Below are 21,941 nucleotides of genomic sequence, written 5' to 3' on the forward strand. Positions count from 1 at the left end.
TGTTCAAAGGCTCAATCTATGCCACCCGAAAAAATATTGATTGTGTATTTGTCCCGGACGAACAACACCGAAGCGGTAGCTCAAATCATTCAAAAAAATGTCGGTGGCAAATTGGTAGCATTGGAGCTGCAAACACCATATCCTGAAGATTACCAGGCAACCGTAAACCAGGTAACCAGCGAAAATGCAACAGGATTTTTGCCGCCACTCAAAACAAAAATTGACAGCATTGAAAAATATGATGTGGTGTTCGTAGGTTTTCCAACCTGGGGAATGCAGTTGCCGCCACCCGTGAAAAGTTTTTTGCACCAGTACGATTTAAGCTGTAAAAAAGTAATTCCGTTCAATACGAATGGCGGCTACGGCATAGGTAATACATTTCAAACGGTAAAACAATTATGTTCAAATAGTGAGGTATTGGATGGCTTTACCATGCGAGGCGGTTCGGAAAGGGATGGAATACTACTTGCCATCACAGGCGATAAAGAAACGGAAGCCGAAAAAGAAGTAAAAAAATGGTTGCGGAAAATCAACATACTGCAATAAAAATGCGATGAATAAAATCAAAGTAAATACAATCATTACGTTAGTGATAGCAATCTTTTGTTTCACCCATAAACTGGAAGCACAAAATAACGTGGATACCAACCGGACATTGAGCCGGACAGAACAAAGTATTGTTTCTATTGCGGCATTAACTGCACGAGGCGATTTGCCTAAGTTAAAGACAGGGCTGAACACAGGTCTTAAAGCAGGTCTTACCGTAAATGAAATAAAAGAAGTATTGGTACACCTGTATGCTTATTGTGGGTTTCCACGCAGCATTCGCGGATTACAAACCTTTGTGGAGGTGCTTGATGAACGCAAAGCCAAAGGCGTCAGTGATAAGACAGAAAACGATGCCTCACCCATCAATAACAAAGGCAGCAAATACGAGCGTGGAAAAAAGATTTTGGGAACGCTTACCCAAACACCTCAACCCGATGCCCCTACAGGCTATTCGGCTTTTGCTCCTGTAATAGACACCTTTCTTAAAGAACATTTGTTTGCTGATATTTTTGAAAGGGATGTACTAACCTACCGTGAAAGAGAGCTGGTTACCGTATCGGTACTTAGCACTATTGGTGGTGTCGAGCCCATGTTACATTCACATCTGAATATTTGCCTGAATGTAGGTTTGACACCGAAGCAACTTCTGCAATTTGTAGATATTATAAAATCAACTGTTGGTAAAAAAGAAGCAACAGCAGCCCGAATTGTATTGGATGAGGTACTTAAAACAAGGAGTAACTTAAACTAATAGTAAAATGAAACGAATAACATTCATTCTGATAAAAATATTTATGACGATAAGCATTATATCTTCTGCTCAAACCAAACCCCAAAATCCCTTCGGCCTGGTTTATAAAGATGCGATTACCAAAAATGTAAAAGGAAAAGTAAATATCCATCCCGTAACTTATAAATTGAACGGGATTGATATAGCAGCCAATGTTTATACACCTGCAGATTACAATGCATCAAAGAAATATCCGGCAGTAGTAGTAGCGCATCCTAACGGTGGTGTAAAAGAGCAGACAGCCGGACTATATGCGCAGCGTTTGGCAGAGGCGGGTTATATAACCATTACTGCTGATGCAGCATACCAGGGAGCAAGTGGCGGAGAGCCACGTCATACGGATAAACCTGCATACAGAACAGAAGATATTCATGGTATGGCCGACTTTATTAGCCAGTACGCAGGAGTTGATGCGAACCATTTAGGTGCTTTAGGTATTTGCGGCGGCGGAGGTTATACTTTAAAAGCAGCTCAGTCGGACAAAAGATTTAAAGCGGTGGCGACCCTGAGTATGTTCAATTCAGGCGAAGTAAGACGCAATGGTTTTCAGAACGCTCAATTAGCTACCATTCAGCAGCGACTAAAACAAGCATCGGATGCCCGTGAACAAGAAGCAGCAGGTGGTAAAATAATCTATGCAGGCGAAGCAAACCCCAATCTGACAGAAGAGGAAATTGCTAAAATTCCTACCGATCTATATCGCGAAGGATATGCATACTATTTCAGAACCCATGCACATCCAAATTCAACCTTTCTATACACCATGAGCAGCCTGCTCGACTTAATGACCTGGGATGCTACCATGAATATGGATTTAATCAATCAACCCCTGCTAATGATAGCCGGAAGCAAGGCTGACACAAAATATATGACGGATGAAGCATTCAGCAAAGCAACCAATGCAAAAAGTAAGGAGCTATTTCTGATCGATGGAGCTACCCATATTCAAACTTATTGGAAACCCGAATATGTATCGCAAGCCGTAAATAAATTGGTTAAATTTTATCAAATCAATCTTCAACAATGAAATATCTCCTGCCGTTTGCAGCTGTTCTATTTGCAGCTTGCAACAACAATCAAAAAATGAAAGACGTAAAGCAGCAAAATGCACTTGTATTTCCGCAAGGTGAAAAAATTGCAAATGGAAATTTCACAGGAGTAGCCTACCTGAAAACATTAGTAGAAGCGGATAGCCTTAACTCCATATCCGTTGGAAATGTAACTTTTGAGCCCGGGGCAAGAAGCAAATGGCACGTCCATCCGGCAGGACAAATATTGTTGGTAATAGACGGTGTAGGTTACTACCAGGAAAAAGGACAGCCTAAAAAAATACTTCGTAAAGGTGATGTTGTAAAATGTCCGCCTAATATCGCCCATTGGCACGGAGCAAGTATCGACACCGCATTTGTTCAGGTAGCTATAACGGGCAGAGAAAAAGGTGAAACAGTTTGGCTGGGTGGTGTAACGGATGAGGAATACAAAAAATAAAAGGGTACCATTTGCTTGTCAAAATTTCAACTATTATGCAACAAGTCAATGTCTTCTTTTTTTAAAATAGCCTTTAAGAATTTTATGAAACGTTTGAAAAATAAGCAGTACTGAGAACATAATGTGTGTGAAACCTTACATAAGAAAATTTAAGCAAGCCAATCATCCAAATTATTGAAACAAACCGGCAGAAGTTCAGGCTCGGGCGCGTGTGTTGCGCAGGATCACACGTGTCTACTAATTTCAAGCCGATTACATCGGCGATAGTGAAACAACATATCATTAAAAAGCAATAACTTAAGTTACGGGGTCATTCCTTTCCTAAACAAATTTTGTATTCACCTGTCCCGATGCAATCGGGAGTGAATTAATAGAACCGAAGCGAAATTTTTTAAACCATATAAGACATATAAGGACGTATAAGAAGTGGTGACCGAGGTTCGACTAGAGCTTGATTGTATTACTCAACCAGTTTGTGCCTTTCACCATTGACTATTCACAATTCACTAGTCGTATAGAAGGCCATTTAAGAGATGCTTCGCATTAGAACCGCGACACCACTTCATGGGCTCTGGCGCGTGTGTTCCGCAGGATCACACGTGTCTACTAATTTCAAGCCGATTGCATCGGCGATAGTGAAACAACATATCATTAAAAAGCGATGATTTCAGTTACCGGGGCAATCCTTTCCTAAACAATTTTTTGTCTTCACCTGTTTTGATACAATCGGGAGAGAATTAAAAGAACCGAAGCGAAATTTTTTAAACCATATAAGACATATAAGGACGTATAAGAAGTGGTGACAGAGATTCGACTAGAGCTTGATTGTATTACTCAACCAGTTTGTGCCTTTCACCATTGACTATTCACAATTCACTAGTCGTATAGAAGGCCATTTAAGAGATGCTTCGCATTAGAACCGCGACACCACTTCATGGGCTCTGGCGCGTGTGTTCCGCAGGATCACACGTGTCTACTAATTTCAAGCCGATTGCATCGGCGATAGTGAAACAACATATCATTAAAAAGCGATGATTTCAGTTACCGGGGCAATCCTTTCCTAAACAATTTTTTGTCTTCACCTGTCCCGATTCAATCGGGAGAGAATTAATAGAACCGAAGCGAAATTTTTTAAACCATATAAGACATATAAGGACGTATAAGAAGTGGTGACCGAGATTCGACTAGAGCTTGATTGTATTACTCAACCAGTTTGTGCCTTTCACCATTGACTATTCACAATTCACTAGTCGTATAGAAGGCCATTTAAGAGATGCTTCGCATTAGAACCGCGACACCACTTCATGGGCTCTGGCGCGTGTGTTCCGCAGGATCACACGTGTCTACTAATTTCAAGCCGATTGCATCGGCGATAGTGAAACAACATATCATTAAAAAGCGATGATTTCAGTTACCGGGGCAATCCTTTCCTAAACAATTTTTTGTCTTCACCTGTCCCGATGCAATCGGGAGAGAATTAGTAGACACGAGTGACCGGCGGAGCCGAACACTCGCGCCAGAAGCTCCTTCGCGGAGAAAGAATTAGAAAGCAAGTCTCTCAACATGCAGTCGTTTCTTTGGACTGAAAAGAGATAAAGTAACGCTTATTGTGTAAGCATAACCAAATTCCGCAGTTTTAAGTTTCAATAATCTGTTTAATTTTAAACTGGATCTGAAAAAATAAGAACTGAAAAACCATTTATGAAGAAGATAGGATTTTTATCATTCGGTCATTGGGCAAACCACCCTGCTTACAAAACGCGTACTGCAAGCGATACGCTGCTTCAGTCTATTGACCTGGCTGTTGCTGCCGAACAAATTGGCTTAGACGGCGCCTATTTTCGGGTGCATCATTTCGCGGCTCAGTTAGCCTCTCCATTTCCTTTGCTTTCGGCTATCGGTGCCAAAACAAGTAAAATAGAGATTGGGACAGGTGTAATTGATATGCGTTACGAAAACCCACTGTACATGGTGGAAGATGCCGGGGCTGCAGATTTAATTTCGGAGGGACGGTTGCAGTTGGGAATCAGCAGGGGATCGCCGGAACAAGTAATTGATGGGTGGCGCTATTTTGGATATGAACCGGCAGAAGGAGAAACTGATGCTGAAATGGGACGCCGTAAAGCATTGGAATTTTTAGATAAGCTAAAAGGTGTCGGGTTTGCACAACCTAATCCGTACCCGATGTTTCCGAACCCGCCGGGCCTGCTGCGTTTGGAGCCCTATTCAGAAGGATTGCGTGAACGTATTTGGTGGGGTGCGGCATCTAATGCCACAGCGGTTTGGGCCGCCGAAAAAGGAATGCATCTTCAAAGCTCTACCCTGAAGTACGATGAAAGCGGAAAGCCTTTCCATGTACAGCAGGCCGAGCAGATCAGGTTGTATAAAGAAGCGTGGAAAAAAGCGGGACATAAGCGTGAACCCAGGATATCTGTAAGCCGTTCTATTTTCGCATTGATAACTGAACAAGACCGCCTTTATTTTGGACAACAAACCAGCCGCGTCGATCAAATCGGAATGATTGAACAGGATAAACGCGCCATCTTTGGAAGAAGCTATGCCGCAGAACCAGATCAGCTGATTAAAGAATTGTCGGAAGACGAAGCAATTCAGGAGGCAGATACGGTCCTGTTAACCATACCAAATACATTGGGCGTAGATTACAATGTACATCTACTGTCATCTATTTTAACGCATGTTGCACCGGGACTGGGTTGGCGGTAGATTTTATATCATTTTTTTGGTATCATTAGATACCGCCAAAAAGCAGTATCTAATGTTCGATTGTTTCCTTTGGTTCATGGATCAACGGATAAAGCGGGCTTTGACTTTATAAAAGTCAGACAGCTGTCCGGGAGTGACGAATTTCAAATGCTCATCCACCAGCAATGACTGGTTGTTGCCTGTTATAAAACGACAATGCATTATGGGTTACGATGTTCATATAACAAGACAAGAACAGGCCGAAAAAAAAGAAAATATGAAAAAGGTAATTGCAGCAATCAATATGACGCTTGACGGCTTTTGTGACCATACCTCGGGTGTCCCTGACGAAGAAGTACATCAACATTACGCTGACCTGTTGAGAGGTGCAGATGCCATTTTATATGGCAGGATAACCTACCAGCTCATGGAATTTTGGCAAACCGTTCTGCAAAATCCCACAGGTGATAAAGCAATGGACGACTTTGCAGTCGCGATAGACAAAACCCCGAAGATTATCTTTTCCCGAACACTAAAAAGCGTAGACTGGAAAAGTGCGAAATTAGCAAGTCAGGACCTTGAGAAAGAAGTTTTGGAACTTAAACAATCCCTCAATGACGGGAGTAAAGCCGTTTTTGTGGGCAGTCCGAGCTTGATTGTAGCTTTGACGAAACTTAATTTAATAGACGAATATCAACTTTGTGTTCATCCTGTTATCGCGGGAAGTGGTTTGCCTTTATTTAAAAACATCAGCGAAAAAATTACGCTTAAACTCATAAAGACCAAAACCTTTGGCGGTGGTGCAGTCATTCTTTATTATGAACCGGCAAACGAAACAACAACAAATCGCTAACATCGTTAGCGGCAATGCAACAACACCACGATTATGATCTATAATGTTTTAAATGGAGACGCTCTTGCTTATAGTTTCCCGGACACGAAAATCGAAGGGGATGTAATAGTTGTCAGAGAAGCGCTTATCGATGGAGACTTATCAGGAGATAATCTGCGTGACTTTTGGCAATCAAGGGCTAAATATCACGGCGCTACAGAAGAACAATACCATAATGATGTTGTAAAGGAATTTGAAAAAATAATTAATGCACCGGCCAATTCCGAATTCAACCTTTGGTTTGAGTTTGATCTGTTCTGCCAGGTTAATATGTGGTTTGTTATTTCAATTATTAATAATTTGCCGGTAAACAAAAGGGTTTATGCTGTTTATACTTCTTACTTAGACCGGACAAGCAAAATGTTTTGGAATGGCTTTGGTCCGGCAAATTCAAGCGAACTTGCTGCCTGTTTTGCTGACAAAATTCTTTTAACCGATGTTGACCTGCAATTAGGGCAAGACTTATGGACGGCTTATAAAAGCAGCAACCTTGAGGAACTAGCCCGCTTTGCAACAAATCAATCTTCTGCTTTCCCTTATCTGCAAGATGTAGTAAAAGCAGATACTGACCGTTTTCCAAAAGATGGTACAAAAGGAAGACCCGAAAGAGTCCTGGAGGACATAACCAGAAATATTTCTATCGACTTTAATAAAGTATGTATAGAATTTTGGAGCAGAGAAAGCATTTATGGATTTGGTGACACTCAGGTAAAAGACCTTTATGATAAAGTAATGTACGGCCACTAACATGTGGTTTTGAAAAAAACTGGCGTGACGGAACGCAGCATTAGTTTTGGTTCTCAACTGGATTTTAAATTTGGCGGCATCAATAACAATGAACTTTAAATCATTATTGTCCGACTAAAATTTCAACGACAGAGTGGCGATTCCTATTAATCAATGGTTAGGGATGAACTTCAGTCAAACAAATCCCGAAGCCCGCCTGACCGGACGGGCAGGGGATGAAATTATTATAGAATGGAATACACATCTGTATTTGAACCCCGACGGGGTAATATTTTAGCTAGACCTTAAAAAGCCAATATTGAGAGTTGTTCACGACACCGATGGACATTGGCAATTCTAACTGGCGACCAAATGCAAGATGATATCAGGATTGTTGCGTTGGAACAAATGGTAACCAGGGACAGAACGCTTAACGACGCTTTTGATTTGGATTATGGTTATTCAATGGACAGAGACTTTATTGGTGGAAAATGGATTAGGACAAAATTGGACGTTGAAGAAAACGAATAGAACAATTGCCACTAATCCGTTGGCCGACATAGTAGCAGGCACCTCTCCCATTTTCGCCGAATTACCCGATTGACACTTGACGCAATCAACCTCTTTTTTGACGCGGTTATACCTGTTTATTTTATAGTTAAGTGCTACGTTTGAGGCACTCAAATCAATCATATTAATTATGGCATTCATCAATCCTCACGTTAACTTCAATGGAAATGCTGAAGAAGCATTTACCTTTTACCAATCAGTATTTGGCGGTGCGTTTGCAAAGGTTGTTCGTTTCAAAGACATTGCAAGCGCTGAGTTTCCGGTAGCGGAAAAGGAAGAAAACAAGATCATGCATATTGCTTTACCAATCGGAAAAAATAATTTCTTGATGGGAAATGATGTTCCTGAAGTTTTGGGTAGAACAAACGAAAACGAGAACAGAAGTAAAATTGTCGTTATTGCAGAAAGCAAAGAAGAAGCAGACAAAGTTTATAATGGACTTTCGGTTGGAGGACAAATAGAAGGGCCTATCGGTGACAGCCCCTGGGGCTCCTATTTTGGGTGTTTCAGAGACAAATATGGTATTGAATGGATCGTGGAATTTGACCCAAATAATACAACGGATAAATAGGGACGAAAACACCGAACGCCTAATAAGGGGATTTCAATTACGATTGTATTTTTTGTCGCTAAATCTTCGATATTAAACCTCATTAATGAAACTTCTTCGCGAAGTCTCTGGCAAAGTCCCGGTGCGCATACCTGGGGCTTTGCATTTAGGAGAGTAAATACATTCGGTCGGCGTCTAATCTCAAAGCTTAAAGCAGACCGAAGCGAAGTTTTTTAAACCATATAAGTAAGGTGTCGGGCGCCAACGTTTCTTTGTAAACAGTTGATAAAGCTTAAAGCCCAAAGCCTAAAGCTGACCGAAGCGAAGTTTTTTAAACCATATAAGACATATAAGAGCAAATAAGAGCTTTGGCTCAGGATAATAATAATACTTAAACGATAATACATTTACTTAGCCAGCTCGAACCTTCACCATTGACCATTCACTATTCACTAGTTATATAGAAGTCATATAAGGGCGTGTAAGACCTTACCACCCCAGGTTAATGCTGACTAGGGTAGTTTATCCCTACTCAGCCAGTTTGTGCCCTTCACCATTGACTATTGACTATTCACCAGTTGTATAGAAGGACATTTAAGAGATGCTTCGCATGGGAACCATGATGTCACTTCAATCACAAAACGATTATCATCTCAGGCTCTGGCAGGCTCTGGCGCGTGTGTTCCGAAGGATCACACGTGTCTATTAATTTCAAGCCGATTGTATCGGCGATTGTTTGACAGCATATCATTAAAAAGCAAGGACTTCAGTTACCAGGGTATTTTTACAAAACAAATTTTGTCTTCACCGGTCCCGATTCGGCTCTGGCGCCTGTGTTCCGAAGGATCACACGTGTCTATTAATTTCAAGCCGATTGTATCGGCGATTGTTTGACAGCATACATTAAAAAGCAAGGACTTCAGTTACCAGGATATTCCTTTACAAAACAAATTTTGTCTTCACCGGTCCCGATGCAATCGGGAGTGATTTTGATAGACACAAGCGACCGGAGGAGTCGAACACTCGCGCCAGAAGCGAGACCTCGCGACAAAGCGGCCACCGAACACTTTGCGAGAAACAGAGATTTTAATTGTAAAACAGTGAAATCAACATGCTAATTTATAATGTCTATCTTGAGCGCAGAAAACCCATTTATCCCCGAATTGTGCGGGAGTCTGTTTTGATTCAAAGAAATAGTAACGATCTTGTGTCTTTTTAGTGGTTATACCTGGTACGGGTTTGTTGTTCTGTATATAATTATTTGCTATTGTTGAATATTAAAAAGTATACATCATGATGATACGGCGATTCTTTTTTATCCCTCTTGTTATTCTGGGAATCAGCAGTTGTGGAACCAGCAAAAAGGCACAACACCAGGAAGTTTCATTTGATGATGGCATTCGTAAGATCAATCACGTAGTGGTTGTATATATGGAAAACCACAGTTTCGATAATCTATATGGTGAATTCGACGGAGTAAATGGTATTAAAAATGCCGAAAAAGGAAATTTTGTCCAGGTTGACGAGCAAGGGAATCCTTATAAATTTTTGCCGGAGATCCCCAGGAATAACGCGTTCCCAACCAACCTGCCCAACAAGCTTTTTAACATAGACCAGTATGTTCCGTCGGACAAAAAAACGCCGGATGTTACACATCGCTTTTTTCACAACCAGCTACAGATTAACGGGGGAAAGATGGACAAGTTTGCAGCCTATAACGATTCGAAAGGATTGGCCATGGGCTATTACAACACTAAAAAGTTACCGCTGTTTCCACTTGCCCAAAAATATACGTTGTGTGACAACTTCTTCCAGAGTGTTTTCGGTGGCTCCTATTTTAACCATGTTTATTTAATTTCTGCAGCGGTGCCGGTTTGGCCGGATGCTCCAGCTTCAATGATTGCGAAAGTGGATAATAACGGAAAGATGATCACTGATGGTGTCGTTACTCCTGACGGCTATGCTGTCAATCATGTGTATTCCCGCAATAAACCTTATCCAGCGAAATCAGATACTTCTAAATTGCTGCCCTCGCAAACGATGCCGACTATCGGCGACAGGCTGAGTGAAAAAAATATATCCTGGGCATGGTATTCAGAAGGTTGGGATGATGCAGTAGCTGAAAGGGAAAATAATTTTGCCTATAACCATGAGCCGTTTTTGTATTTTACGCAGTACAAAGAAGGAACGCCCGGCAGGGAACACCTGAAAGACCAAAATGATTTTTTAAAAGCAGCAAAAGATGGAACGCTGCCCAGTGTGTCCTTCGTGAAGCCGGGTGGAGGCAATGACGAGCATCCCGGTGGGTCTGATGTATATTCTTCTGAGCAACTTGCCGTTAAATTGATCAATGCAGTATTAGAGGGTCCAAATGCAAAAGATGCATTGGTTATTCTTACCTATGATGAGTTCGGTGGCTTTTTTGATCATGTAAACCCTCCTGTTATTGACAGATGGGGACCGGGCAGCCGTATTCCTGCAATTGTTATAGGGCCGTTTGCAAAAACAGGGCATGTAGATCATACCCAATATGAAACAGTCAGCATTCTGTCTTTTATAGAACACAGATGGGGAATAAAGCCGTTGGCTGAGAGGGACAAAAACGCGAACCCTTTCCGGAACGCTCTGATTTTTAAATAACAGAATTGATTTGGGGGAATGTGTTATGTATAAGAAGACGGGAGCGATAGCTATTTTATTGATGGGGCTATTGATCGCAAGCTTTACCCCTTTTGACACGAATCATTCTGCGCTAATAAAATCCAGTGCGCGTGAACAAAAAATTCAGAAAAAGATACTCAGACAAATCGTATCCTTTCGTGATTATGTAAAAGACAGCTTTTATTTAGCGATTAGCAAAACGAATGCAGATACACAAAATATTCGTAGAACTTTCCTCAAATCAAGGTTGCTGTTCAAAGAATTTGAATGGGCAGCAGCCTATTTTGCTGCCGACCTGACCGAAAGATTGAATGGGCCTCCTGTTCAGGAAATTGAAAATGCAGATCTGCTGGATCCTACTTTGGCCCGGGGAGTCAACCCAATAGGTCTGCAGGTAATAGAGCCATTCATTTACCCGGCGTATGACACTGCCGGTAAAACGGCACTGCTTGGCGAAGTCGACCATTTAATAACAAATACAGCATACATGGTTGCTTATTTTAACGATCATCCACTTGCTGACTGGCGCATCCTGGATGCGGCCAAACTAGAGGTTTTCAGGATTATTGCTTTGGGTGTTACCGGGTTCGACAATGCACTTTCCCTGAACAGTATGGAAGAATCGGCCGCATCTTTAACAAGCCTGCGCGAGATACTCCCTGATTATATCAACAAAAAACAGGAAACGTCTTTATTACAGACACTTGATGCGGCCATCGAATATCTGCACAATCACCCCGATTTTGACAGTTTTGACAGAGCTGCTTTTATCACCCGTTTCGCAAATAAGATCAGTGCTGATATAGCGCAATTGGAAACAAACTTACCGGGTCCGGCAATTATGTACAACCGGATGCTGCGGCAGGATACAAAAACACTGTTCGATTCGGGTGCATTTAATGTTGATGCATTTTCTCCGGGACCTGCATTTCATAACACTGATGCTAAAGTGGTGTTGGGAGAAAAACTTTTTTATGATGTTTCGCTATCCGGCACCGGCACAAGGAGCTGTGCTTCCTGTCACCAGCCTGATAGAGCATTTACCGATGGGCTGGCTAAAAATACGGACATTCATGATTCTCTGAAGCTATTAAAAAGAAATGTACCAACCTTACTTAACGCGGCGCTACAATCCAATTATTTCTATGATATGCGGGCGCTCACGCTGGAAGACCAGGTGACAGATGTGATCGATAATAAAGTGGAGATGGATGGCTCCATGGATGCCATCGTAAAATATGTTTCCGCAGATAATTCATACAGGTTGTTATTTGCAAAGGCTTTTCCGGCGAAGGCGGGAAATGGCATCAGCCCGGATGAAGTTACGAACGCCCTTGCCTCCTATGTTCGCAGCCTTACGAAGCTCAACAGCCGGTTTGATATGTATATGCAGGGTAATGAACAAGCATTGTCAAGCCAGGAATTGAAAGGCTTAAATTTATTTGTGGGCAAAGCAAAATGTGGCACTTGTCACTTTGTTCCGCTGTTCAACGGCATCACGCCGCCAAAATATGTTACCAGCGAAACGGAAATAATAGGTGTGCCACTATCGGTGACAGATTCCGTATTGGACCGCGACCAGGGCTATTACGATGTGATTGGAGTTGAATCCTATAAATATGCTTTTAAGATTCCCACTGTTCGCAATATTGATAAAACAGCTCCTTATATGCACAATGGCGCGTACCAAACCTTAGAAGAGGTAATGGAATTTTACAATAACGGAGGCGCTGCAGGTTTAGGAATCAATCTTCCTAATCAAACGCTTTTTAAAGGAAAGCTTAACCTGACTGAAATGGAAAAGGAGGATATTATTGCTTTTATGAAGAGTTTGGAAAGTAAGTAGCACCTGAGTGCATAATGTGGGTGTAAAACCTTACATAAGAAAATCTAAACAAGCCAATCATCCAAATTATTGAAACAAAGCGGCAGAAGTTCAGGCCCTGGCGCGTGTGTTCCGAAGGATCACGCGTGTCTACTAATTTCAAGCCGATTCCATCGGCGATAGTGAAACAAAAGCTAATTACCAGGACTGACCGAAGCGAAGTTTTTTAAACCATATAAGGCATATAAGAGCAAATAAGCGCTTTTGCCCAGGATAATAATAACACTTAAACGACAATATATTTACTTAACCAGCCCGGACCTTCACCATTGACCATTCACTAGTCGTATAGAAGGACATTTAAGAAATGCTTCGCATTGGGATCGCGACGTCACTTCAACCATAAAAATAATCATCATGTGAACCGACGCCCTGGCGCGTGTGTTCCGAAGGATCACACGTGTCTACTAATTTCAAGCCGATTGCATCGGCGATAGTGAAACAAAAGCTAATTACCAGGACTGACCGAAGCGAGTTTTTTAAACCATATAAGGCATATAAGAGCAAATAAGCGCTTTTGCCCAGGATAATAATAACACTTAAACGACAATATATTTACTTAACCAGCCCGGACCTTCACCATTGACCATTGACTATTCACTATTCGTATAGAAGGACATTTAAGAGATGCTTCGCATTGAGAACCACGATGTCACTTCAATTATAAAAATTATTATCATCTCAGGCCCTGGCGCGTGTGTTCCACAGGATCACACGTGTCTACTAATTTCAAGCCGATTGCATCGGCGATAGTGAGACAACATTCCATTAAAAAGCAATGACTTTAGCTACCGGGTCATTCCATTCCTAAACAAATTTTGCCTTCACCTGTCCCGATGCAATCGGGAGTGAATTTTTAGACACGAGTGACCGGCGGAGCCGAACACTCGCGCCAGAAGCGCTTAAACCGGATTGCACTTACTTAGTCAGCTTATCACCTTCACCATTGACCATTGACTATTCACTATTCGTATAGAAGGACATTTAAGGGATGCTTCGCATTGGGAACCACGATTTCACTTCAATTATAAAAATGATTATCATCTCAGGCCCTGGCGCGTGTGTTCCGCAGGATCACGCGTGTCTACTAATTCCAAGCCGATTGCATCGGCGATAGTGAGACAACATAACATTAAAAAGCAATGACTTTAGTTACCGGGGCATTCCATTCCTAAACAAATTTTGCCTTCACCTGTCCCGATGCAATCGGGAGTGATTTAATAGACACGAGTGACCGGCGGAGCCGAACACTCGCGCCAGAAGCCCATTTAAGAGATGCTTCGCATTGGGAACCACGATTCACTTCAATTATAAAAATGATTATCATCTCAGGCCCCGGCGCGTGTGTTCCACAGGATCACGCGTGTCTACTAATTTCAAGCCGATTGCATCGGCGATAGTGAGACAACATTCCATTAAAAAGCAATGACTTTAGTTACCGGGGCATTCCATTCCTAAACAAATTTTGTCTTCACCTGTCCCGATGCAATCGGGAGCGAATTAACAGACACAAGTGACCGGCGGAGCCGAACACTCGCGCCAGAAGCTATAGAAGGACATTTAAGAGATGCTTCGCATTGAGAACCACGATGTCACTTCAATTATAAAAATGATTATCATCTCAGGCCCTGGCGCGTGTGTTCCGAAGGATCACGCGTGTCTACTAATTTCAAGCCGATTGCATCGGCGATAGTGAGACAACATAACATTAAAAAGCAATGACTTTAGTTACCGGGTCATTCCTTTGCTAAACAAATTTTATCTTCACCTGTCCCGATGCAATCGGGAGCGAATTAACAGACACAAGTGACCGGCGGAGCCGAACACTCGCGCCAGAAGCAAGAGCAACGGCGGCAACTGATTGTATAAATTTCACTTTCATCCTTTGACAGCAATACTTTTGCAGTACCCTATCAGGCTGGTACATCCTTTAGTTTTATATTGATGGAAGTATTAACATTACTTGTTTTGTCTGCTATACACATGATCGCAGATCCATCTGGCAATTTTGTTTTTTAAAAATGCATATTCGTCCGGGAAGACTTCAAAAACGAAGCTTTCCTGGCTTGCATTTAGTTCAATTTGAATTATTTTAACCATTTCAATCCCAACCCAACCTGTCCATACAATAGGATAGCTAATCTTATGCGACCAGGCTGATTTATCAGGGTTAAGCACTACTGTGCCGGATATCGTGGTCTTCAAAGTATCTTTGAAGCTTTTTTTCAATTGCCACATCTTCGCTAAACTTTGTTCGGTTTAGATTAATAATATTATTTCGTATCAACTATATTACTAAGGATAAAAGCGCGTTTAGAAACGTACAGGTTGACAATGCGAAATGTTTATGAAGCGAAACTGGCGCAGTCAGAGTCTGGCATGATTGAACTTAGATTTTATTATTCGCCTCTCTTAGCTTCTTTCAATTAAACTTTTCAAAATCCGCCTGGCAAAATATATACGACTCTTTACTATATCTAATGGCTCGCCCAGCAGATCTGCTATTTCTGAGTACTTGTTGCCTTCCAGGTATAAAATAAATGGCTGTTTAAAAAAGACCGGCAAAGCGTTTATATGCGAAAAAATATCTTTGGTACAGGTATCCAATTGATAGCTTTTATTTAATTGTTTTTCTAATTCCCATTCCTTAGTATAGCTATTCATAATTTTCCCTGCCTTCTTTTTGCGCCGGTAAATATTTATGAATATGTTTCGCAAAAGTGTAAAAAGCCATAGACGAAGACCGACACGATTTTTATTGTAATCACCATATTTCAAGTCCTCACAAATCGTTTCCTGCTGCAGATCGCCTGCATGTTGACCATCTTTGGTAAACTTAAAAGCCGGTGTTCTTGGATTTACTTTTTTCAACTTATTGTTTATTTCTTATCGAAAATTGCAAACACCTATAAAAAAGGCTGGTGCTACATTACGAGAATGAGCCTTCTCCTGAATTGAAAGTTCCTATCCATCTCACAAATTTTTTAACAACACTTTGCGATGAAGGGAGACTTCGCAGAGACCCTGACGTTTTTTTAAAGGATGCATCTTGTAAATAAATCATTTCTCTATTTTTTGGTAACGAAGCAAGGCTTCTAAATAATAGTAATCAGCGTACACGATAGGAACGTCAATTTCAGCGTTGTGCGGAAAACTACCCACGGAATGTTTTAGTAGAAAAAAAGCATTTGTTCCCGGCTCCGCTAAGTAATTTGCCGTACTTAATGTTTTCATGGATGAAATAGCGAAATCTTTATATTTCTTTCCTTCCTGCCCCAGGTAACCACTGAGTTCAAACAATGCGGAACACACAACTGCAGCGGCTGACGCGTCACGGATCTTATAATTTGTTTTAGCCGGTTCATAATCCCATTGTGCGATATATCCTTTTTGGTTAACATTAAAGTCCCAGTAAGGCACTTTATCAGCAGGCAGATTTTGATTGTTCATATAAAAGTCTGCCATCTTTTTTGCCGTGGTCAAAAATCGCTTGTCTCCGGTTTCGCGATAGATCATCGTATAACCATATATGCCCCATGCCTGGCCGCGTGCCCATGTAGAATTATCAGCAAAGCCCTGACATGTTTGTTGATCTAATACTTTGCCGTCCACCGTATCATAGTTTACTACATGATAGGAACTATAATCAGGTCTTATATGATTTTTCATCGTAGTCTCCGCGTGACGGATGGCTATATTTTTATAAACAGGATCGCCGGTTGCTTTGGAAGCAAAGAACAAAAGCTCAAGGTTCATCAGGTTGTCAATAATAACAGGATAATGCCATTCGGTTTTCCCATCCCAGGATTTGCGGTAGTTCCAGGATTTAATGCAGCCTACCATAGGATTATAGCGGGTTATAAGTGACTTGGCTGATTGTACAAGTACATCTTTATATTTTTCATTGTGCGTAATGCGGTAGGCGTTTCCGTAACTGCAATACATCATAAACCCCAGATCGTGATGGGCGGTATTGAACTGATTTTGTTCAAGACTTTCGGTCCATTTAATGGCAGCTGTCTTCCACGCTGTATCATGTGTGTACTCAAATACATACCAAAGATTACCCGGCCAAAAACCACCTGTCCAATCAGATATATCGACATATTTGGTATCGCCTTCACCGGCGCTCGTACGTGGATACCGTGTCAGGTCATTTGTTTGATCCAGCATCAGGCGATATTGCTTCCCGGCGATATCAAAAGAATGAGCAACAAGGTTCTTCCCGTCTTTCTTATTACTGAAGGCAATTATAACAGTAACCGTCATTAGTAAAATTGCGCTCAAAAATCCATTTCGTTTCACCGCCTTCATGCTAGAATTATTTTTATTTAAGTAGAAATATCTGCTACCCGTTTATAAGCAAATTGTCAAAAATCATTTGAAATGAAAGGGCAAAAACGTCTTTAAATTGGGGTAAAATTTTATTTATTGTAATTTTTTGAATCGGGCGCCGGCAAATAATGCGCTTATATGATGCCACGCCATTTTGACTGAATTTAAAACCTGTTTGAACCGCAACAAAAAGCCTTTGATCAACTTTGACCGGAGGCTTTTTGTTGTTAGATGCATATGTCAGCTCAACATGCGCCCTTATTTTAAATTTGGATTGAGCTGTGTCTCCATGTAAGGAATGGGCAACCAATAATTTGCTTTGGTAATAGTACCAAGAGGTTTCAGATCATTTACATCTTTATGTGAATTTGCTTCTTCTACCTTTTCAAGACGAACAAGATCGAACCATCTTGTGTACTCACCTGCAAACTCCCATGCACGTTCCTGCACAACCGAGTCTGCGAACACATTTGCTGACAACGATATAGTCATGTCAGGTAATCCTGCACGTCTGCGAACTTCGTTTACAGCAGCATAAGCGTCGCTGCCTGCGGAAGTATTTGCTCTTGCTTGTGCTTCAGCATAAGTCAATAACACGTTAGCGTACCGTATTAAAGGCATCGACATACTTGTAGCAGAGGTTAAATATCCCGGCGTTGGAGTGTTTACTCTGAACTTGCTGAAATACGGATGTTTGGTAGCACTGTTTGTCCAGTCAAGTGTTCCGTTTTTAAATTTCGTATAAAAGGTTATGTCTTTTCTTTTACCTGCGGGAAAGTTGTTAAAGAATGTTATTTCAGCAAAATAATCATCCCAACCTGCATCGTCTCCGGGCATGCAGGATTTTCCGTAGATACTATTTGCGTTACCAGTTGCAGAAAACTGCAATGTGAAAACATCTTCAACAGTACCATTTGGCTTTGGTATGCCTGACCACAGGTCCGCAAGATCCGGATTTAAATCAAAATTATATTTGGATTTATTATCGATCACCTCTTTCGCTTTTGCCGCAGCCAACGCATATTTAGAAGCATCTTTTACAGGATATCCGCCTTCTGTTAAATAGACTTCCGCAAGTAATGCTTTTGCAGAACCTGCGTTTGCTCTCCCCGGTGCGGCCTTTGCATTAGGCATTAATCGCTCAGCTTGCTGCAGATCACTTTCTATCAATTTATAAATATCTGCCGGAGTACTTTTATTCACGGATAAAAGTTCTGTATTATAATCCGCAGTAGTAATAAGAGGAACATTGCCCCAAAGCCGTACGAGCCAGAAATAAGAGAACGCTCGCAAGAAATAAGCTTCCCCAACTATTTGATTTATTTTACTGGTGTCTCCATTTATTTTTTTATAAACGTCCAGAATATTGTTAACATTCTGAATGGTTTTATAGCATCCTAACCAAATTGTGCTTATTCTTGTATTGGTGGAAGTAACACTAAACTGATCCATTTCGCGAAACTCCTGCTTGTTGCTCGCAGGGTGAGTGGTTAAATCGTCGGCTCCCATTACAACCGCAACAACCGCAGAAGAAGCAAATCCCGAAGTGTAACCATTTTTTAATGGTTGGTAGGCTCCCAGCAACGCAGATTGCAAGCCACTAACAGTTGTTATTGCGTTTTCTCCAATCAGCTGCCCATTAGGATTTTCTTGTAGCACTTTTGAACATCCGCTTATTGTAAGTATTGACAAAGCACCTATAGTATATAATAACTTTTTCATTTTTCTTTATTTGTAGTTAAGCAATTAAAACCTGACAGTAACCCCCGCTGTAATTGATTTTGCATTAGGATAAGAACCGTAATCAATGCTTTGACTTACATCAGCTCCTGCACCTGAAGTCAGGCTTGTAGTCTCCGGATCGAAGCCTTTATATTTTGTGATGGTTAGTAAATTGGCACCACTTACAAATAGTTTAATGTTTACTTTTTTCAATAGCGATTGTGGAAGATCATAACCAAGACTGATATTTTTCAACCTGATGAAACTGCCATCCTCAAGAAAACGTGTAGACTGTGTATAATTTTTACCGGTTGTAGTAAAAGCAGGTATATCGGAAGTTTCATTTACGCCAGGGATGTACCTGTTTTTTATGTCAGCAATGGTTGCCTGGCGAATGTCTGCATTCGCAGAGATGGCTGCGGCATATAAGTAATCAAGTTTGTCGTACCCTCCAACTGCCTGAACAAATATATTGAGTGTAAAATGCTTGTAGGTTGCAGTATTGTTCCAGCCCCATGTATATTTAGGAAGACCGTGACCAATCACATGATAATCGTTTCCGTCGATCTTGTGATCTCCGTTCAGGTCAAGATATTTTGAATCGCCGGCAACGTTTCCGTATAGAGCGGCATCTTTATCAGCAGCCTTCCATGTACCCAGGTAAGTCAGTCCCCAATATGAACCCAAAGGCATTCCTGGGATCAGTACGAACTCGGGTTGTGCTGATAGCCCGGCTCCTACCGAAGACCCCGCAAAAAGCTTGTTCTGACCCGCATTCAAACTAACCACTTTATTATGAAGAATGGACAAGTTGAACGATGTGGTCCAATTGATTTTTGTGGCCACCGGAACACCTGTCACGGTAAACTCGTAGCCGGAATTATCCATTGCCCCCACATTTGAAAGCATGGATCCTCCTCCGGCATATGAAGGTACAGGCACAGCCAACAGCAGGTCTTTAGTGTGCTTCATATAATAATCCGCGGCAAAGCTGAGGCGACCATTAAACACCTCTGCATCAATACCGAAATCGAGTTGCTGTGTCGACTCCCATTTCAAATTCTCATTACCAGGATTACCTAAAACAACACCGGAGGTAAGCGTGCCGCTGGTGAATGAAGTAGTCACATTTGAATAACCAGTCATCGTTTGATAAGGATTGATGGCCTGGCTACCGGTAATACCATAACCTGCTCTTAGTTTCAGGCTGCTAAAAATATTCATGCGCTTAATAAAATCTTCTTCAGATAGTTTCCAGCCCAAACCGACAGAAGGGAAAGTGCTGTATTGGTTGCCTTTCTGAAATTTCGAAGAACCGTCCCGGCGTACAGACCCCGTAACCAGGTATTTATCCTTAAAGGAATAATTCACCCTGCCTAAATAAGAAATTAATCCATAATTCGAATAAGCAGTATTTACACCATATGATGAAGCCTGTGAAAGATTATAGTAGCCAAGCTCCGGAAAAGTAAGGTTATTGCCTGCTGCACTAAAACCATTGTTCTTATAGGTCTGCACTTCAAAAACAGCCGTCGCAGTGAGTCTGTGAACGTTATTAAATAAATGAGTGTAAGTCAAATTGTTGGTGCTTTGCAAACTAATGCTTTCAGCTGAGCTTCTTGAAGCACCGGGCAGGTTATTGCTTACTGCAGGTCCTGAATAGTTTAGCCCCTGTAAATTAATATAATTTGTACCCCCTGAAATATCCAACGTTAACCCCGGAGCAAACTGATATTTCATTCCTAATAGAATATTGGCCGATGTATTTTGTTCGGTTTTATTCTGATCAAGTAATATAGCTACCGGGTTATAAGTAATGGAACTGACCGGATCATTGACAGTGAAGTTACCTGACGCATCCCTCACAGGTACAGTTGGCGACCATGCCAATGCCTGGGTAACCGGCGACCATCTTCCCCCATCTCCATTCACATTATTTTTTTCCTGCCTTGTTACAAATGAGTTTATGTACAGTGAAAGCTTGTTTGAAAGCTGAGAATTCAGGTTAGTTCTCAACGAAAACCGTTTATAGTAAGAATTAAGAAGGACACCTTTTTGATCTAAATAATTTCCTCCAACATAAAAAGTAGTTTTATCTCCGCCACCTGAAATACCCAACAAATACTCCTGGCCTGGCGCTGTTCTAAACACCTCATTTTGCCAATCGGTGCCGCCATATTTTGCAAAAGAGTCAATTTGGGATTGCGTAAAAGTAGGCGCAATACCTGTTGCTATTGATCTGTCGTTGACTGTTCTGGCAAAATCTGCAGCATTCAGCAGATCCATTTTCTTAATAACTTTTGCAGTGGTGAACCTGGTAGAAAATTCCACCTGCACAGCTCCGCTTCTACCCTTTTTGGTAGAGATAAGCACAACGCCGTTTGCTCCGCGGCTACCATAGATAGCCGTCGCAGAAGCATCTTTTAAAACTTCAATGCTTGCGATGTCGGATGGATTGATAGCGCTATAATCGGCCCCAACAAAACCATCAATGATGTATAACGGATTATTATTGCCCATTATTGAATTGTTACCACGAATGCGAATGGACACGTCGCCACCAGGAGATCCTGCATTCGAGATCACCTGCACTCCTGCAGACCTGCCCTGTAACACCTGTGAAACAGATGTTACCGGCTGGTCCTTGAAATCTTTTGTTGAAATAGATGTAACAGAACCCGTAAGATCTTTTTTTCGTTGCGATCCATAACCTATTACAACAATATCATCCAGCTTTTCGTAATGATTTTTCAATTGGATATCCATTGTACCGGAGGCAGCAATCACTTCTTTTGTTTCGAAGCCAACGTGCGAAATTACAAGTGTACCGCCCGAAGGTACTGTTAGGATAAAAGCTCCTGATGCATCTGTTTTTACAGCAACTCCTGAGCTCTTTAATGCAATTGTTACCCCCTGAAGAGGCTTGTTGTCCTGATCTTTTACAATGCCATTTACGTTCATATTCTGTGCCGAACCATACAGAACAAAACAAAACAACATACCAAGCAATAGCAGAATCTTTTTCATAACGGTTTGATTTTAGACGGTGCCCTTTGCCTGTATCAACGGT

16 protein-coding genes are annotated in these 21,941 nt (G+C 41.5%); 11 read left to right on the top strand and 5 right to left on the bottom strand.

From position 1 onward, the window contains the following. Nucleotides 1-18: 18 nt before the first annotated feature. From QTN47_RS20610 to QTN47_RS20660, 11 genes are all read left to right on the top strand, one after another. Nucleotides 19-546, top strand: coding sequence for a flavodoxin (locus QTN47_RS20610; protein ID WP_369331312.1), 528 nt, complete (start codon nt 19-21; stop codon nt 544-546). Between the two features lie 7 nt (nt 547-553). Then, nucleotides 554-1,300, top strand: a complete 747-nt coding sequence (locus QTN47_RS20615) for a carboxymuconolactone decarboxylase family protein (protein WP_369331313.1) — start codon at nt 554-556, stop codon at nt 1,298-1,300. 7 nt (nt 1,301-1,307) lie between these two features. Continuing rightward, a complete protein-coding gene (locus QTN47_RS20620; RefSeq protein ID WP_369331314.1) occupies nt 1,308-2,366 on the top strand; it encodes an alpha/beta hydrolase in 1,059 nt (352 codons plus the stop codon). Further along, on the top strand, nt 2,363-2,827 hold the full coding sequence (locus QTN47_RS20625; protein WP_369331315.1) for a cupin domain-containing protein: 465 nt from the start codon (nt 2,363-2,365) through the stop codon (nt 2,825-2,827). The genes QTN47_RS20620 and QTN47_RS20625 overlap by 4 nt, the downstream gene beginning before the upstream one ends. Nucleotides 2,828-4,528: 1,701 nt before the next feature. After that, nucleotides 4,529-5,551: an LLM class flavin-dependent oxidoreductase gene (locus tag QTN47_RS20630; protein WP_369331316.1), complete on the top strand. Its 1,023-nt coding sequence runs from the start codon at nt 4,529-4,531 to the stop codon at nt 5,549-5,551. A gap of 202 nt (nt 5,552-5,753) precedes the next feature. Then, on the top strand, nt 5,754-6,383 hold the full coding sequence (locus QTN47_RS20635; protein ID WP_369331317.1) for a dihydrofolate reductase family protein: 630 nt from the start codon (nt 5,754-5,756) through the stop codon (nt 6,381-6,383). Nucleotides 6,384-6,416: 33 nt separating this feature from the next. Further along, the gene (locus QTN47_RS20640; protein ID WP_369331318.1) at nt 6,417-7,169 is read left to right on the top strand and encodes a hypothetical protein; all 753 of its coding nucleotides are present in this window, start codon (nt 6,417-6,419) and stop codon (nt 7,167-7,169) included. A gap of 351 nt (nt 7,170-7,520) precedes the next feature. Continuing rightward, nucleotides 7,521-7,679 (top strand): hypothetical protein, encoded by a 159-nt coding sequence (locus QTN47_RS20645; RefSeq protein WP_369331319.1) that lies wholly within the window; start codon nt 7,521-7,523, stop codon nt 7,677-7,679. Nucleotides 7,680-7,848: 169 nt separating this feature from the next. Beyond that, the gene (locus QTN47_RS20650; protein ID WP_369331320.1) at nt 7,849-8,289 is read left to right on the top strand and encodes a VOC family protein; all 441 of its coding nucleotides are present in this window, start codon (nt 7,849-7,851) and stop codon (nt 8,287-8,289) included. 1,272 nt (nt 8,290-9,561) lie between these two features. Beyond that, nucleotides 9,562-10,908, top strand: a complete 1,347-nt coding sequence (locus QTN47_RS20655; RefSeq protein ID WP_369331321.1) for an alkaline phosphatase family protein — start codon at nt 9,562-9,564, stop codon at nt 10,906-10,908. A 25-nt stretch (nt 10,909-10,933) separates the two neighbouring features. Further along, a complete protein-coding gene (locus QTN47_RS20660; protein ID WP_369331322.1) occupies nt 10,934-12,775 on the top strand; it encodes a cytochrome-c peroxidase in 1,842 nt (613 codons plus the stop codon). A gap of 1,998 nt (nt 12,776-14,773) precedes the next feature. Here QTN47_RS20660 and QTN47_RS20665 read toward each other — a convergent pair. The 5 genes from QTN47_RS20665 to QTN47_RS20685 form a co-directional block, all read right to left on the bottom strand. Continuing rightward, entirely contained in the window at nt 14,774-15,019 is a 246-nt protein-coding gene (locus QTN47_RS20665) for a hypothetical protein (protein ID WP_369331323.1), read from the bottom strand. A 207-nt stretch (nt 15,020-15,226) separates the two neighbouring features. Further along, entirely contained in the window at nt 15,227-15,685 is a 459-nt protein-coding gene (locus QTN47_RS20670) for an RNA polymerase sigma factor (protein WP_369331324.1), read from the bottom strand. A 189-nt stretch (nt 15,686-15,874) separates the two neighbouring features. After that, nucleotides 15,875-17,128 carry a glycoside hydrolase family 88 protein gene (locus tag QTN47_RS20675; RefSeq protein ID WP_369331325.1) on the bottom strand — a complete coding sequence of 418 codons (1,254 nt, stop codon included), beginning with the start codon at nt 17,126-17,128 and terminating at the stop codon, nt 15,875-15,877. A gap of 279 nt (nt 17,129-17,407) precedes the next feature. Beyond that, entirely contained in the window at nt 17,408-18,871 is a 1,464-nt protein-coding gene (locus tag QTN47_RS20680) for a RagB/SusD family nutrient uptake outer membrane protein (protein ID WP_369331326.1), read from the bottom strand. A gap of 24 nt (nt 18,872-18,895) precedes the next feature. Beyond that, nucleotides 18,896-21,898: a SusC/RagA family TonB-linked outer membrane protein gene (locus tag QTN47_RS20685; RefSeq protein WP_369331327.1), complete on the bottom strand. Its 3,003-nt coding sequence runs from the start codon at nt 21,896-21,898 to the stop codon at nt 18,896-18,898. Between the last annotated feature and the right edge of the window lie 43 nt (nt 21,899-21,941).

Origin of the sequence: Danxiaibacter flavus (assembly GCF_041060425.1) — a bacterium.
Classification (GTDB): domain Bacteria; phylum Bacteroidota; class Bacteroidia; order Chitinophagales; family Chitinophagaceae; genus Danxiaibacter; species Danxiaibacter flavus.

What these genes read in the sequence shown, in the direction of transcription:
- QTN47_RS20655 (WP_369331321.1), top strand. Translation starts at nt 9,562, where the DNA reads ATGATGATACGGCGATTCTTTTTTATCCCTCTTGTTATTCTGGGAATC.
- QTN47_RS20680 (WP_369331326.1), bottom strand. Translation starts at nt 18,871, where the DNA reads ATGAAAAAGTTATTATATACTATAGGTGCTTTGTCAATACTTACAATA.
- QTN47_RS20630 (WP_369331316.1), top strand. Translation starts at nt 4,529, where the DNA reads ATGAAGAAGATAGGATTTTTATCATTCGGTCATTGGGCAAACCACCCT.
- QTN47_RS20675 (WP_369331325.1), bottom strand. Translation starts at nt 17,128, where the DNA reads ATGAAGGCGGTGAAACGAAATGGATTTTTGAGCGCAATTTTACTAATG.
- QTN47_RS20620 (WP_369331314.1), top strand. Translation starts at nt 1,308, where the DNA reads ATGAAACGAATAACATTCATTCTGATAAAAATATTTATGACGATAAGC.
- QTN47_RS20610 (WP_369331312.1), top strand. Translation starts at nt 19, where the DNA reads ATGCCACCCGAAAAAATATTGATTGTGTATTTGTCCCGGACGAACAAC.
- QTN47_RS20645 (WP_369331319.1), top strand. Translation starts at nt 7,521, where the DNA reads ATGCAAGATGATATCAGGATTGTTGCGTTGGAACAAATGGTAACCAGG.
- QTN47_RS20615 (WP_369331313.1), top strand. Translation starts at nt 554, where the DNA reads ATGAATAAAATCAAAGTAAATACAATCATTACGTTAGTGATAGCAATC.
- QTN47_RS20685 (WP_369331327.1), bottom strand. Translation starts at nt 21,898, where the DNA reads ATGAAAAAGATTCTGCTATTGCTTGGTATGTTGTTTTGTTTTGTTCTG.
- QTN47_RS20640 (WP_369331318.1), top strand. Translation starts at nt 6,417, where the DNA reads ATGATCTATAATGTTTTAAATGGAGACGCTCTTGCTTATAGTTTCCCG.
- QTN47_RS20650 (WP_369331320.1), top strand. Translation starts at nt 7,849, where the DNA reads ATGGCATTCATCAATCCTCACGTTAACTTCAATGGAAATGCTGAAGAA.
- QTN47_RS20625 (WP_369331315.1), top strand. Translation starts at nt 2,363, where the DNA reads ATGAAATATCTCCTGCCGTTTGCAGCTGTTCTATTTGCAGCTTGCAAC.
- QTN47_RS20660 (WP_369331322.1), top strand. Translation starts at nt 10,934, where the DNA reads ATGTATAAGAAGACGGGAGCGATAGCTATTTTATTGATGGGGCTATTG.
- QTN47_RS20635 (WP_369331317.1), top strand. Translation starts at nt 5,754, where the DNA reads ATGGGTTACGATGTTCATATAACAAGACAAGAACAGGCCGAAAAAAAA.